At 60.1% G+C, this 19,073-nt stretch carries 11 protein-coding genes; 7 read left to right on the top strand and 4 right to left on the bottom strand.

The genetic code is table 11. From position 1 onward, the window contains the following. Together CFAEC_RS12455 and CFAEC_RS12450 are read left to right on the top strand one after the other, a co-directional pair. On the top strand, positions 1–531 hold the full coding sequence (locus tag CFAEC_RS12455) for a hypothetical protein (RefSeq protein WP_290277296.1): 531 nt from the start codon (positions 1–3) through the stop codon (positions 529–531). Positions 532–534: 3 nt separating this feature from the next. Further along, positions 535–1,455 (top strand): cutinase family protein, encoded by a 921-nt coding sequence (locus tag CFAEC_RS12450; protein ID WP_290277295.1) that lies wholly within the window; start codon positions 535–537, stop codon positions 1,453–1,455. Between the two features lie 499 nt (positions 1,456–1,954). On the opposite strand, the gene CFAEC_RS12445 is transcribed toward CFAEC_RS12450, so the two are convergent. Further along, positions 1,955–2,236, bottom strand: a complete 282-nt coding sequence (locus tag CFAEC_RS12445; RefSeq protein WP_290277294.1) for a hypothetical protein — start codon at positions 2,234–2,236, stop codon at positions 1,955–1,957. Positions 2,237–2,281: 45 nt separating this feature from the next. On the opposite strand from CFAEC_RS12445, the gene CFAEC_RS12440 reads away from it, so the two are divergent. The 5 genes from CFAEC_RS12440 to CFAEC_RS12420 all read left to right on the top strand — a co-directional run bounded on the left by CFAEC_RS12440 (position 2,282) and on the right by CFAEC_RS12420 (position 14,821). Next, complete coding sequence (locus tag CFAEC_RS12440) at positions 2,282–4,555, top strand: leucine-rich repeat domain-containing protein (RefSeq protein WP_290277292.1); 2,274 nt, start codon at positions 2,282–2,284, stop codon at positions 4,553–4,555. 1,046 nt (positions 4,556–5,601) lie between these two features. Further along, on the top strand, positions 5,602–7,455 hold the full coding sequence (locus tag CFAEC_RS12435) for a FadD32-like long-chain-fatty-acid--AMP ligase (RefSeq protein WP_290277290.1): 1,854 nt from the start codon (positions 5,602–5,604) through the stop codon (positions 7,453–7,455). A 361-nt stretch (positions 7,456–7,816) separates the two neighbouring features. Next, complete coding sequence (gene pks13, locus CFAEC_RS12430; protein WP_290277289.1) at positions 7,817–12,724, top strand: polyketide synthase Pks13; 4,908 nt, start codon at positions 7,817–7,819, stop codon at positions 12,722–12,724. A 17-nt stretch (positions 12,725–12,741) separates the two neighbouring features. After that, positions 12,742–14,295 carry an acyl-CoA carboxylase subunit beta gene (locus tag CFAEC_RS12425; protein WP_290277287.1) on the top strand — a complete coding sequence of 518 codons (1,554 nt, stop codon included), beginning with the start codon at positions 12,742–12,744 and terminating at the stop codon, positions 14,293–14,295. A 121-nt stretch (positions 14,296–14,416) separates the two neighbouring features. Beyond that, positions 14,417–14,821 (top strand): META domain-containing protein, encoded by a 405-nt coding sequence (locus CFAEC_RS12420; protein WP_290277285.1) that lies wholly within the window; start codon positions 14,417–14,419, stop codon positions 14,819–14,821. Positions 14,822–15,220: 399 nt separating this feature from the next. On the opposite strand, the gene CFAEC_RS12415 is transcribed toward CFAEC_RS12420, so the two are convergent. The 3 genes from CFAEC_RS12415 to CFAEC_RS12405 are packed head-to-tail and all read right to left on the bottom strand — an operon-like array spanning position 15,221 to position 19,067. Beyond that, positions 15,221–15,586: a DUF3054 domain-containing protein gene (locus CFAEC_RS12415; protein ID WP_290277282.1), complete on the bottom strand. Its 366-nt coding sequence runs from the start codon at positions 15,584–15,586 to the stop codon at positions 15,221–15,223. Beyond that, positions 15,583–16,746, bottom strand: a complete 1,164-nt coding sequence (locus CFAEC_RS12410) for a lysylphosphatidylglycerol synthase transmembrane domain-containing protein (protein ID WP_290277279.1) — start codon at positions 16,744–16,746, stop codon at positions 15,583–15,585. Before CFAEC_RS12410 ends, CFAEC_RS12415 begins: the two co-directional genes overlap by 4 nt. Before the next feature lie 8 nt (positions 16,747–16,754). Then, complete coding sequence (locus tag CFAEC_RS12405) at positions 16,755–19,067, bottom strand: MMPL family transporter (protein ID WP_290277276.1); 2,313 nt, start codon at positions 19,065–19,067, stop codon at positions 16,755–16,757. Positions 19,068–19,073 lie beyond the last annotated feature (6 nt).

Here is a 19,073-nt window from a genome sequence, read left to right as displayed (position 1 = left end):
GTGAAGTTTTCCACACTGGTTCCCATGAAGGTCAGGCGCAGAACCGTCTCGGTTGCTGTCCTGGCCTTCGGGTCCGTCCTGCTCACCGCATGCGGTGGTGTCACCGTCGAGGGGAACTCCGGTTCCACCGAGACCACCACCTCCGTCGCGCGGGATACCGCAACGCGGGAGACAACGACGACCACCGAGTCGTCGAGAAGCGCTTCCGGCAGCCCGGCCTCGCCGGCACCGCGGGACCAACCTGCGGCAGAGATGACGGAGGCGCCGTCAACAGAGGCGCAGCGCACCCCGCAGGAGCTTGATCTGCTGGATGGGCTGCGGGAGGGCGGCATCGATGTTGAGGGTGTGGAGGAGCCGTTGATCGCCACGGCCGGCACCGTCTGTCGTGCGCTGGAGGGAGGCGATGACAACGTCACCGTCGATGCCATCGCCGGGCAGCTGATCACGCAGGGACGCGTGGATGTGCCGGAGGAACGGGCGGACGAGGTTGCCACCCTGATTCGGGAAACGGCCGAACGGACGTATTGTTAACCGATGAGGAAAATCCTTACCGTCATCGCTGTCCTGATCATTCTCACCCTGATCGGTGTGGGTATCGCGCAATATGTGACCACATCGGATGAGACCGATCTGCAGGAGGAACCGGGTGTCACCGGAACCTCTGCGGCCCCGGAGCAGCCCGATTGGTGCCCAGCCGTGGAGTTCATCTCTGCGCCGGGCACCTGGGAATCAGCACCCAACGATGACCCGGTTAACCCCACGGCCAACCCGTGGTCCTTCATGCTGTCGGTCACGCAGCCGCTCCAGGAGCGGTACTACGCCGACACCGTGAAAGTGTGGACCCTGCCGTACACCGCGCAGTTCCGCAACATCAACGCGCAGAATGAGATGACCTACGACGAATCCCGCTCCGAAGGTCTGTCCAAGATGACCAACGAGCTGGTCAGCATGCACAATGATTGCCCACTCACCGAGTTTGTCATCGTCGGTTTCTCCCAGGGCGCGGTGATCGCCGGTGACCTGGCGGCCCAGCTCGGTTCAGGTCAGGGCGCGATCCCGGCTGAACGCATCAGGGGTGTCGCCCTGGTTGCGGACGGTCGCCGCGAACCTGGCGTGGGCCAGACCGTGGGCAACCCGGTCGCCGGCGTGGGCGCTGAAGTGGCCCTGCAGCCTCTCAACCTCCTCGTGCAGCCAATCGTCCCCGGTGCCACCATGCGTGGCCCCCGCGTGGGTGGTTTCGGTGAACTCAATGACCGCGTCTTCGACATCTGCGCAGCCAATGACTCCATCTGCGATGCCCCCCGGGATATCGGCAATGCCCTGGACCGCGCCCTGGAGATGGTGGCTGCCAACGGCATCCACGCCCAGTACGCCTCCAACCCCAACGTGGTCCCCGGGACCACCACCAACGCCTGGTTGGTGGATTGGGCGGTTGACTTGATTGAAAACGGTTAGGTGCTTGGTGCTTGTCGACGAAAACCCCCGCAAAGCAACTTGCCAGCACTGTGCAATTTATCTCACATGATTTTCCCAGCATTTAGATAAGTGCAGTTAGTGCCTGCTTTTTCGGGAAAAGCCCCTGAATTTAGGGGCGCCAGTTTCTGTGGCACCTGCAGGGGTGGGAGCTTCTGAACCTTGCTGAGGTTGCCATTCCGAGTGTTAATTTTTGGGTGTGAAACTTTTCAAACCACTTTCCCTAACCCTCGCCCTGGTGCTTTCAGTATCACTGGTGATGAGCGAGGTTCGCCCTGCAAATGGGCCTGATCACCCTGTCCATGTGGCTGCGGAACAAGCAGCCCTTAAACAAGTCGATTTCTCTGACATCACTCCCGTAGCTGCGCAGGCGGGTTGGCCCACTGTAGACGGAGATTCTCTGGTTATCGGCAACACCAGATTCCCGATCATCGGTGTGGTCGCCGGTGTTGTCGTAGCAGTTCTTGCAGGCATTTTCGCACTACTGGGTGGCAGTGGTAGTTCCAGCAAGAGCGACCCGAAGCCAACGACGACGAAACCAACCACGACGGCCCCAACCACGGAACCAACCACGACGGCCCCAACCACGGAACCAACCACGACGGCCCCAACCACGGAACCAACCACGACGGCCCCAACCACGGAACCAACCACGACGGCCCCAACCACGGAACCAACCACGACGGCCCCAACCACGGAACCAACCACGACGGCCCCAACCACGACCGTAGTTCCAGAACCTGTAGTTGAGGACCCGATTCATCCGGATGAAGCAGATATTCCTACGGCATCAATCGATGACATCGTAGTGAACGACCGGATCGACAATGCTGATGAAAATCTGATCGAGTCTATTTTTGGTACTGGAATCTCTGCTGCAAATCTTTTCGGTGATCATCTTATTCCAGCGGACCAAGTGGGTGATCACAACCTCGTCGAGGGAATGATTCTTGCGATTGAACCATCGGTCAATTTCCCAGAGGGTGCGTTGCTCGTCATCGATAGCATTAGTGTCAACCACACTGCCGAGATGGCGATGGTGACAACCCGGCAAGGTGAACTTAGCGATGTGATTGTTGACACCAAGGGGTTGGTCGACCTCTCCGGTCAAGTGGAGAATGTCGAGATCATTCCTGCCGAAGGCGTAGAGGTAGGTAATTATCTATCAGGCGATGAGGTTATTGCAGCCCGGCCGGATTGGATGGACGGGGAAGGGATCGCCGATCCGGAAGATCAGGCAGCCATCGCGAGGTATATGTCAGGTGCGTCCTACAGCAAGAAGTTAGGCGGTGTTCCATTCAAGATGGACTTGGCAGAAAAGTTACCTGCCATTGATGCTGCAGAAATCAATGGTGCACTTGAATTCTATGGTGAGGCGTACGCTGACGTTTCCTTAAAGAAAGTTAACCAACTTACTTTAAAGTCGAAGTCCGTCGCATGGTTTGATGCCGATTTTGAAGCACGCAGGGCATTTTCGGCCTCCGTTGAGCAAAAAATTGCAGACATCAGGTTTGATTTCGCGGTGCCCGGAACCCCGATTTCTGTCACTTACACCTCTGATGTGGTTCTGAAGGCATCACTATCCGCCTCTGGCAGTTTCAGATATGAGTATAAATTCAATGCAGGAAATACTACAGGTATTCAGTACAAAAACGACACGGTTAGCCCGCTTGAGCATTCTTGGAATTCCACTTCCGCGAGTAAGAATCTTCGCGGTGATCTTAATGTTGAAGCTTCCGTAGAAGCGGGTGCCGAAGTCGCGCTAAATATCGGGTTTATAGTTCCTATTCGTGGCAAGCTCGGTATCAAGACCGTCCTGCGCTCACGATTTGATGCGCAATTGCGGAATGAATCCCTTAGTTGCTCTCTCAAGGGAGATGTCAAAGTATCTATCAACTACTCTCTTCTCCTCTGGTCTGACAGTCTGGGCGGCGATTGGTTGACCATCCAAGAAGAAAATGACCTATGCGCTGGTTTGAGTGTGGATCCCGAGGACGTGGAGTTTGATCCGGCAAACGTCGTTCCTCGAGGAGCTTTCAGGACCTACCTGAACCAGGAACACTTTAATCGAGGTGAGGATCTGAACCATCAGATTTCTCAAGCTGAGATGGAAACGATCCAAGCTATAAATTTTGACCCTCGGTCTGGTGGAGAGGCCAGACTTGAAGGGCTTCAATTTGCTTTAAATCTCGAGAGCCTAAATGTTTCCAATCTCAAATCAATTCCTGATCTTTCCGGACTTCCGCGTTTAAGGCGGATGGACATAAATTGGTCGTGGGATTGGGAAGGTTTTCCGCAACCAGCTGGAGTATTCCCAAGCTTGGAGGTTTTAGATTTTTATTCGATAGGCTCCGTTGAATCGTTACCGGAGGAATTGTTCCTTGGTGGAAGGTTAGTAAGGGTTGACATCATGCAGGCTGATGCGCTCAAAACTCTTCCAGATTCATTGGCGCATAATCCAAACCTGGCGACCCTCCAGCTGGATTCAACTGGAATCACTTCTCTTCCTGATGCTTTCGGGGGGCTCACAAAGTTGGAACAATTGAGCTTGAGTGGGAATGATTGGCTGAAAACTCTTCCTCCATCACTGGGGCAAGCAAATATGCTTAAATCTCTCAGCGTATGGGGAAATTCTTTTGAATCACTCCCACCGACGGTGGGTGATCTCTACTCCCTTGAGGAACTAGTGATCGATTCACCACGCTTGACCACTATCCCGGATAGCATTAACCGTTTAAGTAATCTCAAATCTCTGAGAATTTATGGTCCTTCGTCATTTGCACTGCCCTTGGAGTTGTCGGGGATGAGGTCGCTACGAGTACTCGGCTTGGAAAATGCGGCGCTTACTCAAGTGCCAGAAGGAATTCAGACCTTGCCAGCTTTGGAAATTCTTAGCCTTAGATCCAACAGCATCCGTACTTTGCCAGAGTTTCTCGTACCGATGACGGATCGCGAAGTAAATCCCCTCAAATACGTTTTTACTGCTGGAAATCCCTTGGATTCACAGGACCCGGTGTATGTCGAACTGCAGATGGTGGAGGTTCTGAGCACTGACTATCAAGGATCTCTTGCAAATTGGTAGAAACGGAGACCGTCGCTCTCGTTCTTCTTCCTAACTGATCACTATGAGATGTGGATGGCTACCAAGGCTAACTCTGGAAACATTATTTTCCGGAGTTGGTTATTAGTAGTCACCACAAAAAGAACGGTGGGCTGCTCAAAGTGGCTGGGCCGAATTTGGCTCCCCACGTCACAACCATGTTTCATCGGATTGGTGATCTCGGTGGCGAGGCATAGGTGGTTCACTTCTGGTTCCGACTGGGTTCCATAGAAGAATTGAAAATTAACCATCTACTACCTCTCGTGGGGGAAGGTTGTATCTGTGGGACTTGCCACCGTTTAAACCCAACGGAATAGAGTTTTGGAATGGCTAAGCTGTGAGTCCGGCTCCAGTTCCGCACCGAGTTCTCTCAACGCATTGCCTTGATCGTCATCAAATCTGATTGCAGCAGAAGTCTTGAGACTAAACTCTGAGACTGTGAAGCCCTGGCTATTAGGGGCCAGGGCCTACTAAAAGATGGATGAATACACCTGTCAGTGACGCTTCAGTTTCTCCTCTCGAACCAGTTCGTTGGCTAGAATTATCAAGAGCTCTTTCGTCCATGGCGACCCTTATCTGGTGAAGCGGTATCACGCCTAATACTTCTGGCTTGGTCGGATGTGCGGAAAACTGGGTTGAAAGCGGATAAGTCATTCAGCGGTGGCTCCTGTAGTTGAACTACAGCTTGATGAGTGGCTAGGAAATTCAGCATGTGGCTGCCTAATTAGGTTTGGGCTTCCCATTTATCGCGGTTTGTGCCACCAGGTCACAAGGAAGTACAGCTAGTCACGGTGGAGCTACAACAGTGGGATTGTGGTGGCAAACTCCCAACTTCCGATGAATGTAAAATCAGCTGTATTTCCTGGGAGTTGGGGGACACCCCCGGTGCTCGACTAATATTATTTCCAAAAGTAATGAATCAGAGTTCCCGGGCGATGGGCAAGGTGACCATTGGTCTGCCGCGCATCCCCCGGGGGATGTGTCTGAATGACTCAGTGAACTGTTAGCGACAAAGTTAAAGGGACATTATGGATCTGGATAAAGCGATCGGCTCATTCTTCGACGAGGACGGTGGGCTGAACCTGCCTCCATTCATGACCCTCGCCGCGATGGCTGAGTTCATGTACCAGGCGGACATCGCTGAAGGTGGCGGCGACAAGGTGCGCATGCGCTTCTGGGACTACACCGATTCCCGTGAGGGCAAGGCGGTGGAGTACACCCGCGAGCAGATCAACACCCGCATCAAGGCCGTCGCAGGGCGTTTGCAGCAGGTGGCCACCATCGGTGACCGCGCCGCGATCCTGGCGAATAACAGCCCCGAGTACATCTTCAGCTTCCTGGGTGCTATCTACGCAGGTGTGGTTCCGGTGCCGCTCTATGACCCGACCGAACCCGGCCACGCTGATCACCTCACCGCTGTCTTCGCTGACTGCGAGCCGGTGGTTGTGCTCACCAACTCCCACTCCGCAGGTGCGGTGCGCAAGCACTTCTCCGCCCTCCCAGCAGCTGAGCGTCCCCGTATCCTCGCGGTGGATTCCCTGCCGGATTCCCTGGCGGACTCCTATGAGAACCCGATGATGTCCGAGGCAGGTAAGCGCCTGTCCGCCATGCGTCAGGTCGCCCCGATCGATCTCACCGCATTCCTGCAGTACACCTCGGGTTCCACCCGCACCCCGGCAGGTGTGGTGCTGACCAACCGCTCCATCCTCACCAACGTGCTGCAGATTTTCTCCGCGGTGAAGATCCAGACCCCGCTGCGCCTGGTGTTCTGGCTGCCACTGCACCATGACATGGGCATCATCCTCGCGGCGTTTGTCACCATGCTCGGCCTGGACAATGAGTTCATGAGCCCGCGTGACTTCGTCCAGCAGCCATCCCGGTGGATCAAGCAGCTCCACCGTCGCGAAGGTGACAACAACGTGTACACCGTGGTGCCGAACTTCGCACTCGAGCTGGCTGCACGCTACGCCAAGCCTGCCGAGGGCGAGGAGCTTGACCTCTCCGCACTTGATGCCATCGTCATCGGTTCCGAGCCTGTCACTGAGAAGGCCATCACCACCTTCCGCGAGGCTTTCGAGCCCTACGGTCTGCCGGTACAGTCCCTGCGTCCGTCCTATGGTCTGGCGGAGGCCTCCCTGCTGGTGACCACCCCGCAGACGGAGAACCGCCCACTGATCTCCTACTTCGACCGCGAGGCTCTCACCGAGAACCGCGTGGAGCTGGTGGAGAAGGATCACCCGGAAGCGGTGTCGTTCATCTCCAATGGTCAGGTGGCCACCCCCCAGAACCTGGTGATCGTTGATCCGGAGACCGCCACTGAGCTGGAGGATAGCCAGATCGGTGAGATCTGGACCCACGGTGAGAACACCGCCGCTGGTTACCTCGACCGCGAGGAGGACACCGCAGAGACCTTCCGCAACCGTCTGAAGACCCCCCTGGCGGAGAACTCCCGTGCCGCCGGCGCACCTGATGACAACTACTGGATGGCCACCGGTGACCTCGGAGTGATCGTGGACAATGAGCTCTACATCACGGGTCGCATCAAGGACCTGATCGTGGTCGCCGGCCGGAACCATTACCCGCAGGACATCGAGTACACCGTCCAGCGTGCCTCCGCCCACATCCGTGCGGATTCCGTGGCTGCCTTCGCGGTCCCAGGCGATGACGTGGAAAAGCTCATCATCTTCGCCGAGCGTGACAGCTCCGCCGATGATTCCGGTGACGCCGCCGCCATTGAGGCCATCCGTGCTGAGGTCAGCAATGCTCACGGTGTGGTCCCTGAGGATATCCGTATCCTCGCCGCTGATGAGATCGCGCGTTCCTCCTCCGGCAAGATTGCCCGCAAGGTGAATCAGCGCAATTACATCGCTGAGGGCAAGTAGGACTGGGGGAGCAGCCACCGCGCTGCGGTGACACACCGGAAGTGGTGACTGCTCCCTTTTTGCCAGGTGCCTCAACCCACGGGCAAACCAGGATGATTCACAGGCCAACTGTCGCAGATTCCCATCAGGGGCTTTGGTTTTGCTAAGCTTTACCCTTTGTTAATTTCAGAAATTAATCATGCTGTGAGCTGTGGATGAAACATTTGTGGCGCATGGGGCGATAAGGTTCTGGATAAGCATCTTTCAGGCCGAGGAATATATGGCCACGGCGGCAGGCAGCTCCATGAGCCCTGCCGCCTATGGAAGATGGATGCAGATGAGTGTTAAGAATCAATCGATGTGAAAGGCTGAGGCCATCCATATGGGACAGAGCCAATCGTCGGATCAGAAGATGACCGCTGAACAGGTCCGCACCTGGCTTCGGGACTGGGTGGTCCGCACCACCGGGCTTCCGCAGGAAGAAGTAACGGATGACAAGGCGATGGAGACCTTCGGTCTCTCATCCCGCGATGTTGTCGTGCTCTCCGGTGAACTGGAGAACCTCCTGGATGTCACCCTGGATGCCACCATCGCTTATGAGTACCCGACGATCCGTGGTCTGGCCCAGCGCCTGATCGACGGCGAGCCGGAACGCACCAATGTCAAGCGTGAACTCAACTTCACCGCGATTGATTCCGCACCCGGCAACCACGACATCGCTGTGGTTGGCATGGCGGCCCGCTACCCGGGTGCCGGCAACACCGAGGAGATGTGGAAGCTCCTGGTGGAGGGCCGCGATGGCATCGGAGAACTCCCGATCGGTCGCTGGTCCGAGTACGCCGGTGATGAGGTCATGGCCCGCAAGATGGAGGAATTCTCCACCATCGGTGGTTACCTGCCGGATATCGCCAGCTTCGATGCTGAGTTCTTCGGGCTGTCCCCACTTGAGGCAGCCAACATGGATCCGCAGCAGCGCATCCTCCTGGAGCTGACCTGGGAGGCACTGGAAAGTGCCCGCATCGCACCGAACACCCTGCGCGGTGAGTCGGTGGGTGTGTTCATCGGATCCTCCAACAATGACTACGGCATGATGATCGCCGCCGACCCGGCCGAGGCGCACCCCTATGCCCTGACCGGTACCTCCAGTGCGATCGTGGCCAACCGCATCAACTACGCCTTCGATTTCCGTGGACCGTCCGTCAACGTGGACACTGCATGTTCCTCCTCCCTGGTGGCGATCCACCAGGCGGTGCGTGCACTCCGCTCAGGCGATGCCGACCACGCCATCGCCGGCGGTGTGAACATCCTGGCTTCACCGTTCGTGACCACCGCCTTCGCTGAGCTGGGTGTGATCAGCCCGACCGGTAAGATCCATGCATTCTCCGATGATGCTGACGGCTTCGTGCGTTCTGACGGTGCCGGTGTGCTCGTGCTCAAGCGTGTCAGTGATGCCATCGCCGATAACGATGAGATTCTCGCTGTGATCAAGGGTTCCGCCGTGAACTCCGATGGCCACTCCAACGGACTGACCGCCCCGAACCCCGAGGCGCAGATCGACGTGCTGCAGCGCGCCTATGTGGATGCCCGCGTTGATCCCACCACCGTGGATTATGTGGAGGCCCACGGCACCGGAACCATTCTCGGTGATCCGATCGAGGCCACCGCACTGGGTGCTGTGCTGGGGCAGGGCCGTGACTCGGACACCCCGACGCTGCTGGGTTCTGCCAAGACAAACTTCGGCCACACCGAGTCCGCCGCGGGTGCCGCGGGCATCATCAAGGTGGTGCTGGCCATGCAGAACAAGACCCTGCCACCGTCTGTTAACTACGCCGGCCCCAACCGTTATATCGACTTCGATGCCGAGCGCCTCGAAGTGGTGGAGGACCCACGGGAATGGCCGCAGTACAGTGGCCACGCCATCGCCGGAGTCTCCGGTTTCGGTTTCGGTGGTACCAACGCCCACGTGGTGGTCTCCGAGTTCAATGCGGAGAATTACGCCACGGAGCTTGAGGCGACTAAGCCACAGGCCGCACAACTCGCCGACGCCATGGTCGCGCTGCCGGTGTCGGGACACCTGCCGTCGCGGCGTCGACAAGCAGCCGCCGATCTCGCGGACTTCCTGGAGGGGCGCTCCGACGCCGACCTCACCCCGGTCGCCCGCGCTCTGGCGCGTCGCAACCACGGCCGCTCCCGCGCCGTGGTGCTCGCCAGCACCGTCGAAGAAGCCGTCAAGCGCCTGCGCCAGGTCTCCGAGGGCAAGGTCAGCGTGGGTATCTCCGCAGCCGACTCCCCGGCCCCCAACGGCCCCGTCTTCGTCTACTCCGGCTTCGGTTCCCAGCACCGCAAGATGATCAAGGATCTCTGCTCGCTGTCCCCGCAGTTCCGCGAGCGCATTGAAGAACTGGATGAGATGGTCCAGTTCGAATCCGGCTGGTCCATCATGGACATCGTCGTGGATGATGAGCAGACCTATGACACCGAGACCGCACAGGTGGCCATCACCGCCATCCAGATCGCACTGACCGACCTGCTGGCCAGCTTCGGCATCCGCCCGGCGGCCGTCATGGGTATGTCCATGGGTGAGATCGCCGCAGCGTACGCCGCAGGTGGTTTATCCGACCGCGACACCATGCTCATCGCCAGCCACCGTTCCCGCCTCATGGGCGAGGGTGAGAAGTCCCTGCCTGAGGATCAGCTCGGCGCGATGGCCGTGGTGGAACTGTCCACCGAGGACCTGGAGAAGTTCAACGCCGGTCACACGGACCTCGCTGACATCGAGCCGGCCGTGTACGCCGCACCGGGCATGACCACCGTCGGTGGTGACCGCCAGGCCGTGATCAAGCTCGTGGAGATCCTGGAGGAACAGGGCAAATTCGCCCGCCTCCTCAACGTCAAGGGCGCCGGCCACACCAGCGCCGTCGAACCGTTGCTGGGTGAACTCGCGGGCGAGATCGCCGGCATTGAGCCACAGCCACTGACCATCCCACTGTTCAGCTCCGTGGATCAGGGTGTCACCTACCAGCCGGGCAATGTTGTCCACGACCCGGAGTACCTGGTGCGCTGCACCCGTAACTCCGTGTACTTCCAGGACGCCACCGAAGCCGCCTTCGGTGCCGGTTACACCACCCTGGTGGAAATTTCCCCGAACCCGGTCGCGTTGATGGGCATGATGAACACCGCGTTCACCGTAGGCAAGCCTGATACACAGCTGCTGTTCACCCTCAAGCGCAAGGTCTCCGACGCCGAGGCGCTGCGTGACCTGATGGCCAAGATGTACGTCAACGGCGCGGCTATTGATTTCGGCCAGCTCTACGGCGCCGGTGAGATCATTGACCCACCGCACATCACCTGGAAGCACCAGCGTTTCTGGACCTCCGCCCGTCCGAGCAGCGGTTCCACCCCGGATCTGCCGGGCATCCGTGTGACCCTGCCGAACAACAACGTTGCCTTCACCACCGTGGCGGAGCTGGCTCCATCCGCAATCGCGGTCATGGAGACCGCCGCTGATGCTGTGCTTCCGGGCGCGTCCCTGGTGGCCGTGGATGAGCGCGACATGCTCCCACCGAGCGGCGAGATCACCACCATGGTCTCCCGCAACCTCGGGGGCCTGAGCCTGTCCGTGTACAAGGTCATCGGTGAGAACACCATTCTGGTTGCTGAAGGCTTCGCCGCCGCCCCGGGTTTCGGTGTGACCTCCGAGCCGATCGAGTCGGAGCTGCCTGAGCCACCTGCCCAGCTCTCTGACCTGCCGCTGGATTTCGAGGCTGTCCGTTGGGATCCCGCCACCGAGACGGTGGAGGAGCGCATGCGTGCGATTGTCTCTGAGGCCATGGGCTATGACGTGGATGACCTCCCACGCGAACTCCCGCTGATTGATCTCGGCCTGGATTCCCTCATGGGCATGCGCATCAAGAACCGCATTGAAAACGATTTCCAGATCCCGCCCCTGCAGGTCCAGGTGCTGCGCGACGCTTCTGTGGCCGACGCGGTCACCCTGGTCGAGGAGCTGGTGGCCGACCGCACCAAGGAGGCGCCTGCCGGCCCGGTGCTTAGCGACGGCCCGATCGGTGCGCTCACCACTGAGGTTGCCGGCGAAGCGGCCGCAGAGGCCGCCACGGAGATCTCCGAGGCACCAGCGGCACTCGCTGATCCGGCAGGTGCTGCGGGTGTATCGGCACCGGTGGCTGATGAGACCCCAGCCGGCGTGGGCGTGGCCCCACGTGATGCCTCCGAGCGCATGGTGTTCGGCACCTGGGCCGGTCTGACCGGCAAGGCCGCCGCGGGTATCACGAGCCCCCTGGCGGAAATCGACGTGGATACCGCCACCCGCATCGCCGAGCGCCTCACCGAGCGTTCCGGTGTGGAGATCACCACCGAACAGGTCCTGGCGGCAGAAACCCTGGAACCACTGTCCGACCTGGTCCGTGAGGGCCTGGAGACAGAGGTGGAGGGCAATATCCGTGTCCTGCGTGCCCGCGGGGAGGGATCCACAGCGCCGGCCGTGTTCATGTTCCACCCGGCCGGTGGTTCCTCCGTGGTGTACCAGCCACTGATGCGCCGTCTGCCAGCCGATGTCCCCGTCTACGGTGTGGAGCGACTCGAGGGCAGCCTCGAGGACCGCTGTGCCGAGTATGTCGATGACATTGTGAAGTATTCCGAGGGACTGCCGGTCATTCTCGGTGGTTGGAGCTTCGGTGGCGCGCTCGCCTTCGAGGTCGCCCATAAGCTGCAGGAGACGGACGTGGATGTGGTCACCATCGCGCTGATGGATACGGTCCGCCCATCCCAGCCGATCCCGGACACCCCTGAAGAGACCCGTGCCCGTTGGGAGCGCTATGCCTCCTTCGCGCAGAAGACCTACGGTCTGGAGTTCGAGGTGCCCTATGAGTTCCTGGAAACCGCCGGCGAGGATGGTCTGCTGAGCATGCTGGGCGAGTTCCTGGCCACCACGGATGCCTCCGCCCACGGATTGTCCGCCGGTGTGCTTGAGCACCAGCGTGCCTCCTTCGTGGATAACCGCATCCTGGACAAGCTGGACTTCACCCGCTGGGCAGAGGTGGATGTGCCGGTGTTGTTGTTCCGTGCCGAACGCATGCATGATGGAGCTATTGAGCTCGAACCCAACTATGCCCATATTGATCTGGACGGTGGTTGGTCGGCTATCGTTGAGGAATTGGAGATCATCCAGCTCAACGGTGACCACCTGGCCATCGTGGATGAGCCGGAGATCGGCAAGGTCGGTGCTCACATGAGCCGCCGAATCGAAGAGATTTCCCGGAAGAAGAACTGACGGAGAGCTGACGGAAGTTGAGTAACACCACCACTGCAGAGAAGCTTGCGGACCTGCGCGCCCGACTGGGCCAGGCGCAGGATCCGGGAAGTGAACGCGCCCGGCAGAAGCGCGATGAAGAGGGACGTACCACTCCCCGGCAGCGCATCAACACGCTCCTTGATGCAGGTTCCTTCGTGGAGATCGGCGCACTCGGCCGGACCCCCGATGAACCCGACGCCCCCTACTCTGATGGTGTGGTCACCGGATACGGCCGCATCGAGGGCCGTCCCGTCGCCGTCTACGCCCATGACAAGACCGTCTACGGCGGTTCCGTCGGGCAGACATTCGGCCGCAAGGTCAGTGAAGTCATGGACATGGCCATCCGCATCGGATGTCCCGTCATCGGTATCCAGGATTCCGGTGGTGCCCGCATCCAGGACGCCGTGACCTCCCTGGCCATGTACTCCGAGATCGCGCGTCGTCAGCTGCCCCTGTCAGGCCGCAGCCCGCAGATCTCCATCATGCTGGGCAAGTCCGCCGGTGGTGCGGTGTACGCCCCGGTGACCACTGACTTCGTCATCGCCGTTGACGGTGAGACCGAAATGTATGTGACCGGACCAGCCGTGATCAAGGAGGTCACCGGCGAGGTGATCACCTCCGCTGATCTCGGTGGTGCGGCACAGCAGATGCAGAACGGCAACGTCTCCTATATCGCGCCGAACGAGGAGGAGGCCTTCAACATGGTCAAGGACCTCCTCGACTACCTGCCGCTCACCTGCGATGACCCCGCCCCGGTGTATCAGGCTCCGTCGGATGGGGAGATCGCTCACGACGAATCCCTCAACACCTTCATGCCCGATGACACCAACCAGGGTTATGACATGAATGACCTCCTGGCCAAACTCTTCGACGATGCTGATCTGCTGGAGATCCAGGCGGAGTTCGCCCCCAACCTCATCACCGCCTTCGCCCGCGTGGACGGCAAGAGCGTGGGCATCGTGGCCAACCAGCCGATTGAGAAGGCCGGCTGCATTGACGCCGACGCAGCTGACAAGGGTGCCCGGTTCATCCGCATCTGCGATGCCTACAACATCCCCGTTGTCTTCGTCGTGGACACCCCCGGATACCTGCCCGGTGTGGAACAGGAACGCGCCGGCCTCATCCACCGTGGAGCCAAACTGGCCTTCGCCGTGGTGGAAGCCACCGTTCCCAAGATCTCCCTCATCGTGCGCAAGGCCTACGGCGGCGCCTACGCCGTGATGGGATCCAAGAACCTCACCGGTGACCTCAACTTCGCCTGGCCCACCGCACAGATCGCCGTCATGGGTGCCGCCGCAGCCGTGGTGATGATCCAGGGCAAGCAGCTGGAGGCCATCGAGGACCCAACCCAGCGTGCGTACATGAAGAAGGTCTTCATGGACTTCTACGATGAAAACATGACCAGCCCCTATGTCGCTGCTGAGCGTGGCTATATCGATGCCATGATCGAACCCGCCGACACCCGTCTGGTGCTGCGTCAGGCACTCCGACAGCTGGAGACCAAGGTGGAGAAGGACCTGCCGAAGAAGCACACCATCCTCCCGATGTAACATGCAGCTTCCATAAGCGGCGCACCGAGGGCAGAGTCTATGCCCCCGGTGCGCTTTTCTTATCCAAGTTGTCATCCTTCTGTGCTGGGACATCCCGCACAGGCCTGTTATCGTGCGGACTATGGCCATACTCACTCCCCTGGAGATCCTGGGTGCGCTTGGTTCAGCAGTGGTGACCAGCGTTGCCATTCCTCCGCTGGTGCTGGGGTCTCTCACCCTGGCGTTCCCAGACTCCCCAGGCCCGCCTGTGCATTCCGAGGTCTGGGGCGCGGACATTCCCGCTGATACCCGCCTCCATCTCCATGGTGACGGCAGTTTTGGTGCCAATGATGGCTGCAATACAGGTTCCGGTACCTGGGAGAGGAATGGCTCTGACTACACCCTCACCCAGGGGGCCTACACTCAACGCTGGTGCGAGGGCATGAATCCGTGGCTGAGTCACGCGGAGACCGCCACCCTGGACGGTGCTGTGTTGGTGGTATTCGATGATACCGGAGAACATATCGGCACCATGACACGCCAGTAGCACTCCCTCTGTGGGAATCAGGAGTACCATCGGGCGGAGCGAAATTTCGGCTTAGATGAGCGTCGAAATGTAACGCAATCAGCTGGGAACGATATATGCACAACTAGCGCCGATCCGATATTCCAACCTGCAAGGAGCCCAACCATCATGACTGTTCTGGCAATTCTCTCCGGAATCGATATCCTGAGTACCTTATTCTCCTATCTGATGGGGTTCACCAGCTCCTAGCAGCCACCGTGGGGGCTCGCTGAGCACGTGGTCCGGCCCTCCCTTTTCGTCCAGGCTTCCCCGCGCATAAGCGGGGCGGGCCGGGGCTGAGAGGGAGGGCCGGATCCTATTTTTGTAACCAACCTCCACTGAAGCCGGGTCACACCTGCCCCAGTGGTTTCGCTTATGGAGTTATTTGCAGATCACGCGGTAGAGAGCTCTCCACCCGAGGACCAGGATCGCCGAAGCCGTGGTGGCCACGATCATGAAGGACCAGTGGGGGATCCCACCGTTGTTGAAGCCCCACACGCTCAGGCCGATCACCACGGCGAATACCCACACTGAGAGGCCGGCTGGTCGGATGGAATCCACGTGGACCTTCAAGGGGAGGATGACCACCAGATAGGCGAGGAAGACCCCGGCGAGGAAGGGGAGCATGGTGGAGAACCAGCCGCTGACGCTGAGGGGCATGTCGTCGCTCTGGTGGGCGACGCGCGCGAAGAGTGCGAAGAGGGCGATGGCGAGGGCGTCGAAAAGCAGGGCTAACCAGCGGTTCACTTCTTGGACCTTTCCGGAGCTGTATCGGAGGCGGGAGGTGGTGCGGTGCCGGTGGCTGGCCGTGCCACGTCAGGTGGGACATCTCCCATGCTAACTGCTGGGGTGTCCGCTATTTCCCTGACCTCGCGTGCTTTGAGGCCCCGAGGGGTGAAATAGATAAAATAGATGACCCATCCGATGAGTGCCATGAGGATGAAGGAGATGAGCCGGTAGATGATCACGGCGCCGGCGGCGTCCACGGCGGTCATGCCGGTGGCGACCAGGGCAGCGATATAGGAGGCCTCGACGGGGCCGATTCCTCCGGGGGTGGCCTGGATTGATCCGACGATCTTGGCGGTGGTGTAGGCGAGTGCGACTCCGGCGAGGGTGGTGTTGTCGGGTGCTGCCTCCAACCAGGGAAGCTCGCCCGTGACGGCCCAGATGCAGAACCAGAGGGATGCGGCGTCGAAAAGCCGGTTGAACAGTGACCACGTGGCGGCCGCAAAGAAGTTGCGCGCCGTGAGCGTCACGGTGCGCAGTTGGCTGAGGTGTTCAACGAGCTTGTCGACGCCTGTCTGCTCCGGTCTTCTCATCACCCGGTTGATCCTGGGTAGGAGGGATCTGCCCAAGGCCTCCATCCGGTCGGGGTTGTTGGCAGCCCAGTAGACCAGTCCGGCGAGCACCGCCATGAGGATGAGGCTGAACAACAGTGACCACAGGCTCAGCGACGCCCCCATGAAGAACACAGCGGAGACGCCCAGGGCCACCAACCACATGGTGGACAGCGCGCTGGAGAGCACAAAGAACCAGGAGCACAGGATCACGCTCGCACCCCAGCTGCGCTGAACCTGGAAGGTGAGGATGGCGGACAGGGCGGGGCCACCGGGGAACGTGACCGACCAGGAGTTGGAGGCGAAGGTCAGTGCAGCGGTGGCGGTGCGTTTCGGGTTGAGTCCGCCGGCGCGCAGGAGGATCCGCATGACTTCACCCATGGCGAGGAATGACAACACCAACATGAGGATGGTGAGACCGACCCCGGAGAGGTTGGCGTTGCGGATCTCCCGGATGCCGGTGCGGAGGAACTCAAGGTGCTCCCGGAGGAAGAAAAGGATCGCCCCCAGGACCACCAGGGACAATGCCCAGCGGACCCAGGGGTTGGAGAGTACTCCTCGTACGGTCACGCGGCCGCCTAGTCGAGATCTTTGGAAGGTCGGTTGTCCAGGCGCGCCTTCAGTTCCGCAAAAGACACCAGTTGCCCGTCGTCTGAGGTGCTCCGGCCACTCCGCGAGGCGACCATCCCTGCCGCCGGTACCGCTTCGTGGACCGTGACCTCTTCGCCCTCATCCAGCGGCCTGGTGGGCACGGCTGGCTCATCAGGTTCGGAGCCATGCCCCATGACGGCGTAGGCCTTCTTGATGAACCCGGGAGCCCACCAGTTGTCCTCGCGCAGCAGATGCATCACCGCGGGGACCAGCAGCATGCGGATGATGGTGGCATCCAGGATCAGCGCTGCGATCATGCCGAAGGCGATGTACTTCATCATGACGATCTCGGAGAAACCGAAGGCACCACAGACCACGATCATGATCAGGGCTGCCGCGGTGATGATGGAGCCGGTCTGGGCGGTGCCGTAGCGGATCGCGTCGTCGGTGGTCTGGCCCTTGTCGCGGGCCTCCACCATGCGCGATACCAGGAACACCTCATAGTCGGTGGAGAGCCCGTAGATGATGGCCATGATCAGGACCAGGACCGGACTCATCAGTGGGCCGGGGGAGAAGTTGAACAGATCCGCACCCACACCGTCGACGAACATCAACGTGAGGATACCCAGTGTGGCACCCATACCCAGGACGGTCATGATGATCGCCTTGGCGGGGATGATCAGGGAACCGAACACCAGGGCCATGAGGATGAAGGTGGCCACCACGATGTAGATCGCCATCCAGGGGAGCTTCTCAAAGAGAGCTTCGATGGATTCGATCTCCATGGCCGGGGTGCCGCCGATGTAGACCTCCACACCGTCAGGCACGTCGATATCGCGGAGCTGGCTCACCACGGAATCATTGAGGGAGCGGTCCACGATGCCCGCTGAGAGCACGGTGGTGCCGTCTGTGGTGGCTCCGGCGCTGAATCGGTCAGTGAGGCCCTCCACCTCATTGGCCTGGACATAAATGTCGATGAGCTGGGCGTTGTCCGCATTGGTCACCACCAGCTTCACCGGTTCGGTGCGGAAGCTGGCGAAGGACTCATCGAAATCCTCCTGGGCCGCACGGGTGTCATTGACCGGGGGCAGATAGGTTTCGTTGATGCCACCGAATTTCACACCGGCGAGCGGCACGGTGAGCGCGATGAGCAGCAACACGATGGCCACGGTGACGGCCTTGGCGTTCTTCATGGCCCAGGTGGGTACCTTGAACCAGATGGTGTCCTCGAGGCGGCGTGCGGTACGGGCGGTGCGGCGCAGGCTCCACCTGTCGATGTTCTTGCCCAACATACCGAAGATTGATGGCAATACGGTCACCGACATCAGTGCCGCAAGCCCCACCGCGGAGATTGCACCGAAGGCCACGGATTTGAGGAAGGCCTGCGGGAACACGAACAGCCCGGACAGGGCGACGGCCACCATGGCGGCAGAGAACACCACGGTCTTGCCGGCCGTGGCCGTGGTGGTGGCCACCGCCTGCGGCACCGGGGAACCCTTGTCCATCTCCTCACGGAAACGGGAGACCATGAACAGGCCGTAGTCGATGGCCAGACCCAGACCCAGCAGGGTGACCACGGACTGGGCGAACACGTTGACCTGGGTGACATCCGCCAGGATGGACAGGATGCCCAGGGAACCCATGATGGACAGCAGCCCCACGATCAACGGCATGCCTGCGGCGACCACGGAACCGAAAACGAAGAGCAGCAGGATCGCCACGGCGGGCAGGGCGTAGACCTCGGCGCGTCGGATATCACCGGCCATGCCGTCATCCAGGGCATCGGCCACCGCCGTTGCGCCGGCCACCTGGGTGGTGACACCACCGGGCAGCGACTCCGGAACCAGCTGATCCTCGATGGTGCGGAAATCCCTCAGCGTCTGTTCGCCATCACCCTGCAGGCCCAGGGCGGCGAAGGCACGGGTGCCATCCTCGCTGAGCAGGGAGGGGTTCCTGGTATCGAAGTAGCTGTTGATGTGGCTGACTTCATCCGGGTTGGAGGTGGCCACTCCGGTGAGGTGATCGGAGACAGCGGAGAACACCTCCGGGTCATCAAAGGATGTACCCGCAGGTGCGGTGAACAGCAGGACAACATCGCCGTTGTTGTCACGGCCGAAGGTCTCCATCTCGATCTGCGCTGCGGCAGTCGAGGAGGAACCGGGGTCATCCCAGCCTTCCTGGCTCATCCGCTCGCCCAGCTTGGTGCCGAGGCCGAAGTAGAGCGCCAGGATCGCGGCGACGATGATCAGCGGGACGATGCGCCTGTGGTTGTAGGCGAAGTGGCCCCATCTCGAGAACACGGGTGG

The organism is Corynebacterium faecale (assembly GCF_030408735.1).
Lineage (GTDB): Bacteria > Actinomycetota > Actinomycetes > Mycobacteriales > Mycobacteriaceae > Corynebacterium > Corynebacterium faecale.
This window is presented reverse-complemented; position numbering and strand designations above follow the sequence as displayed.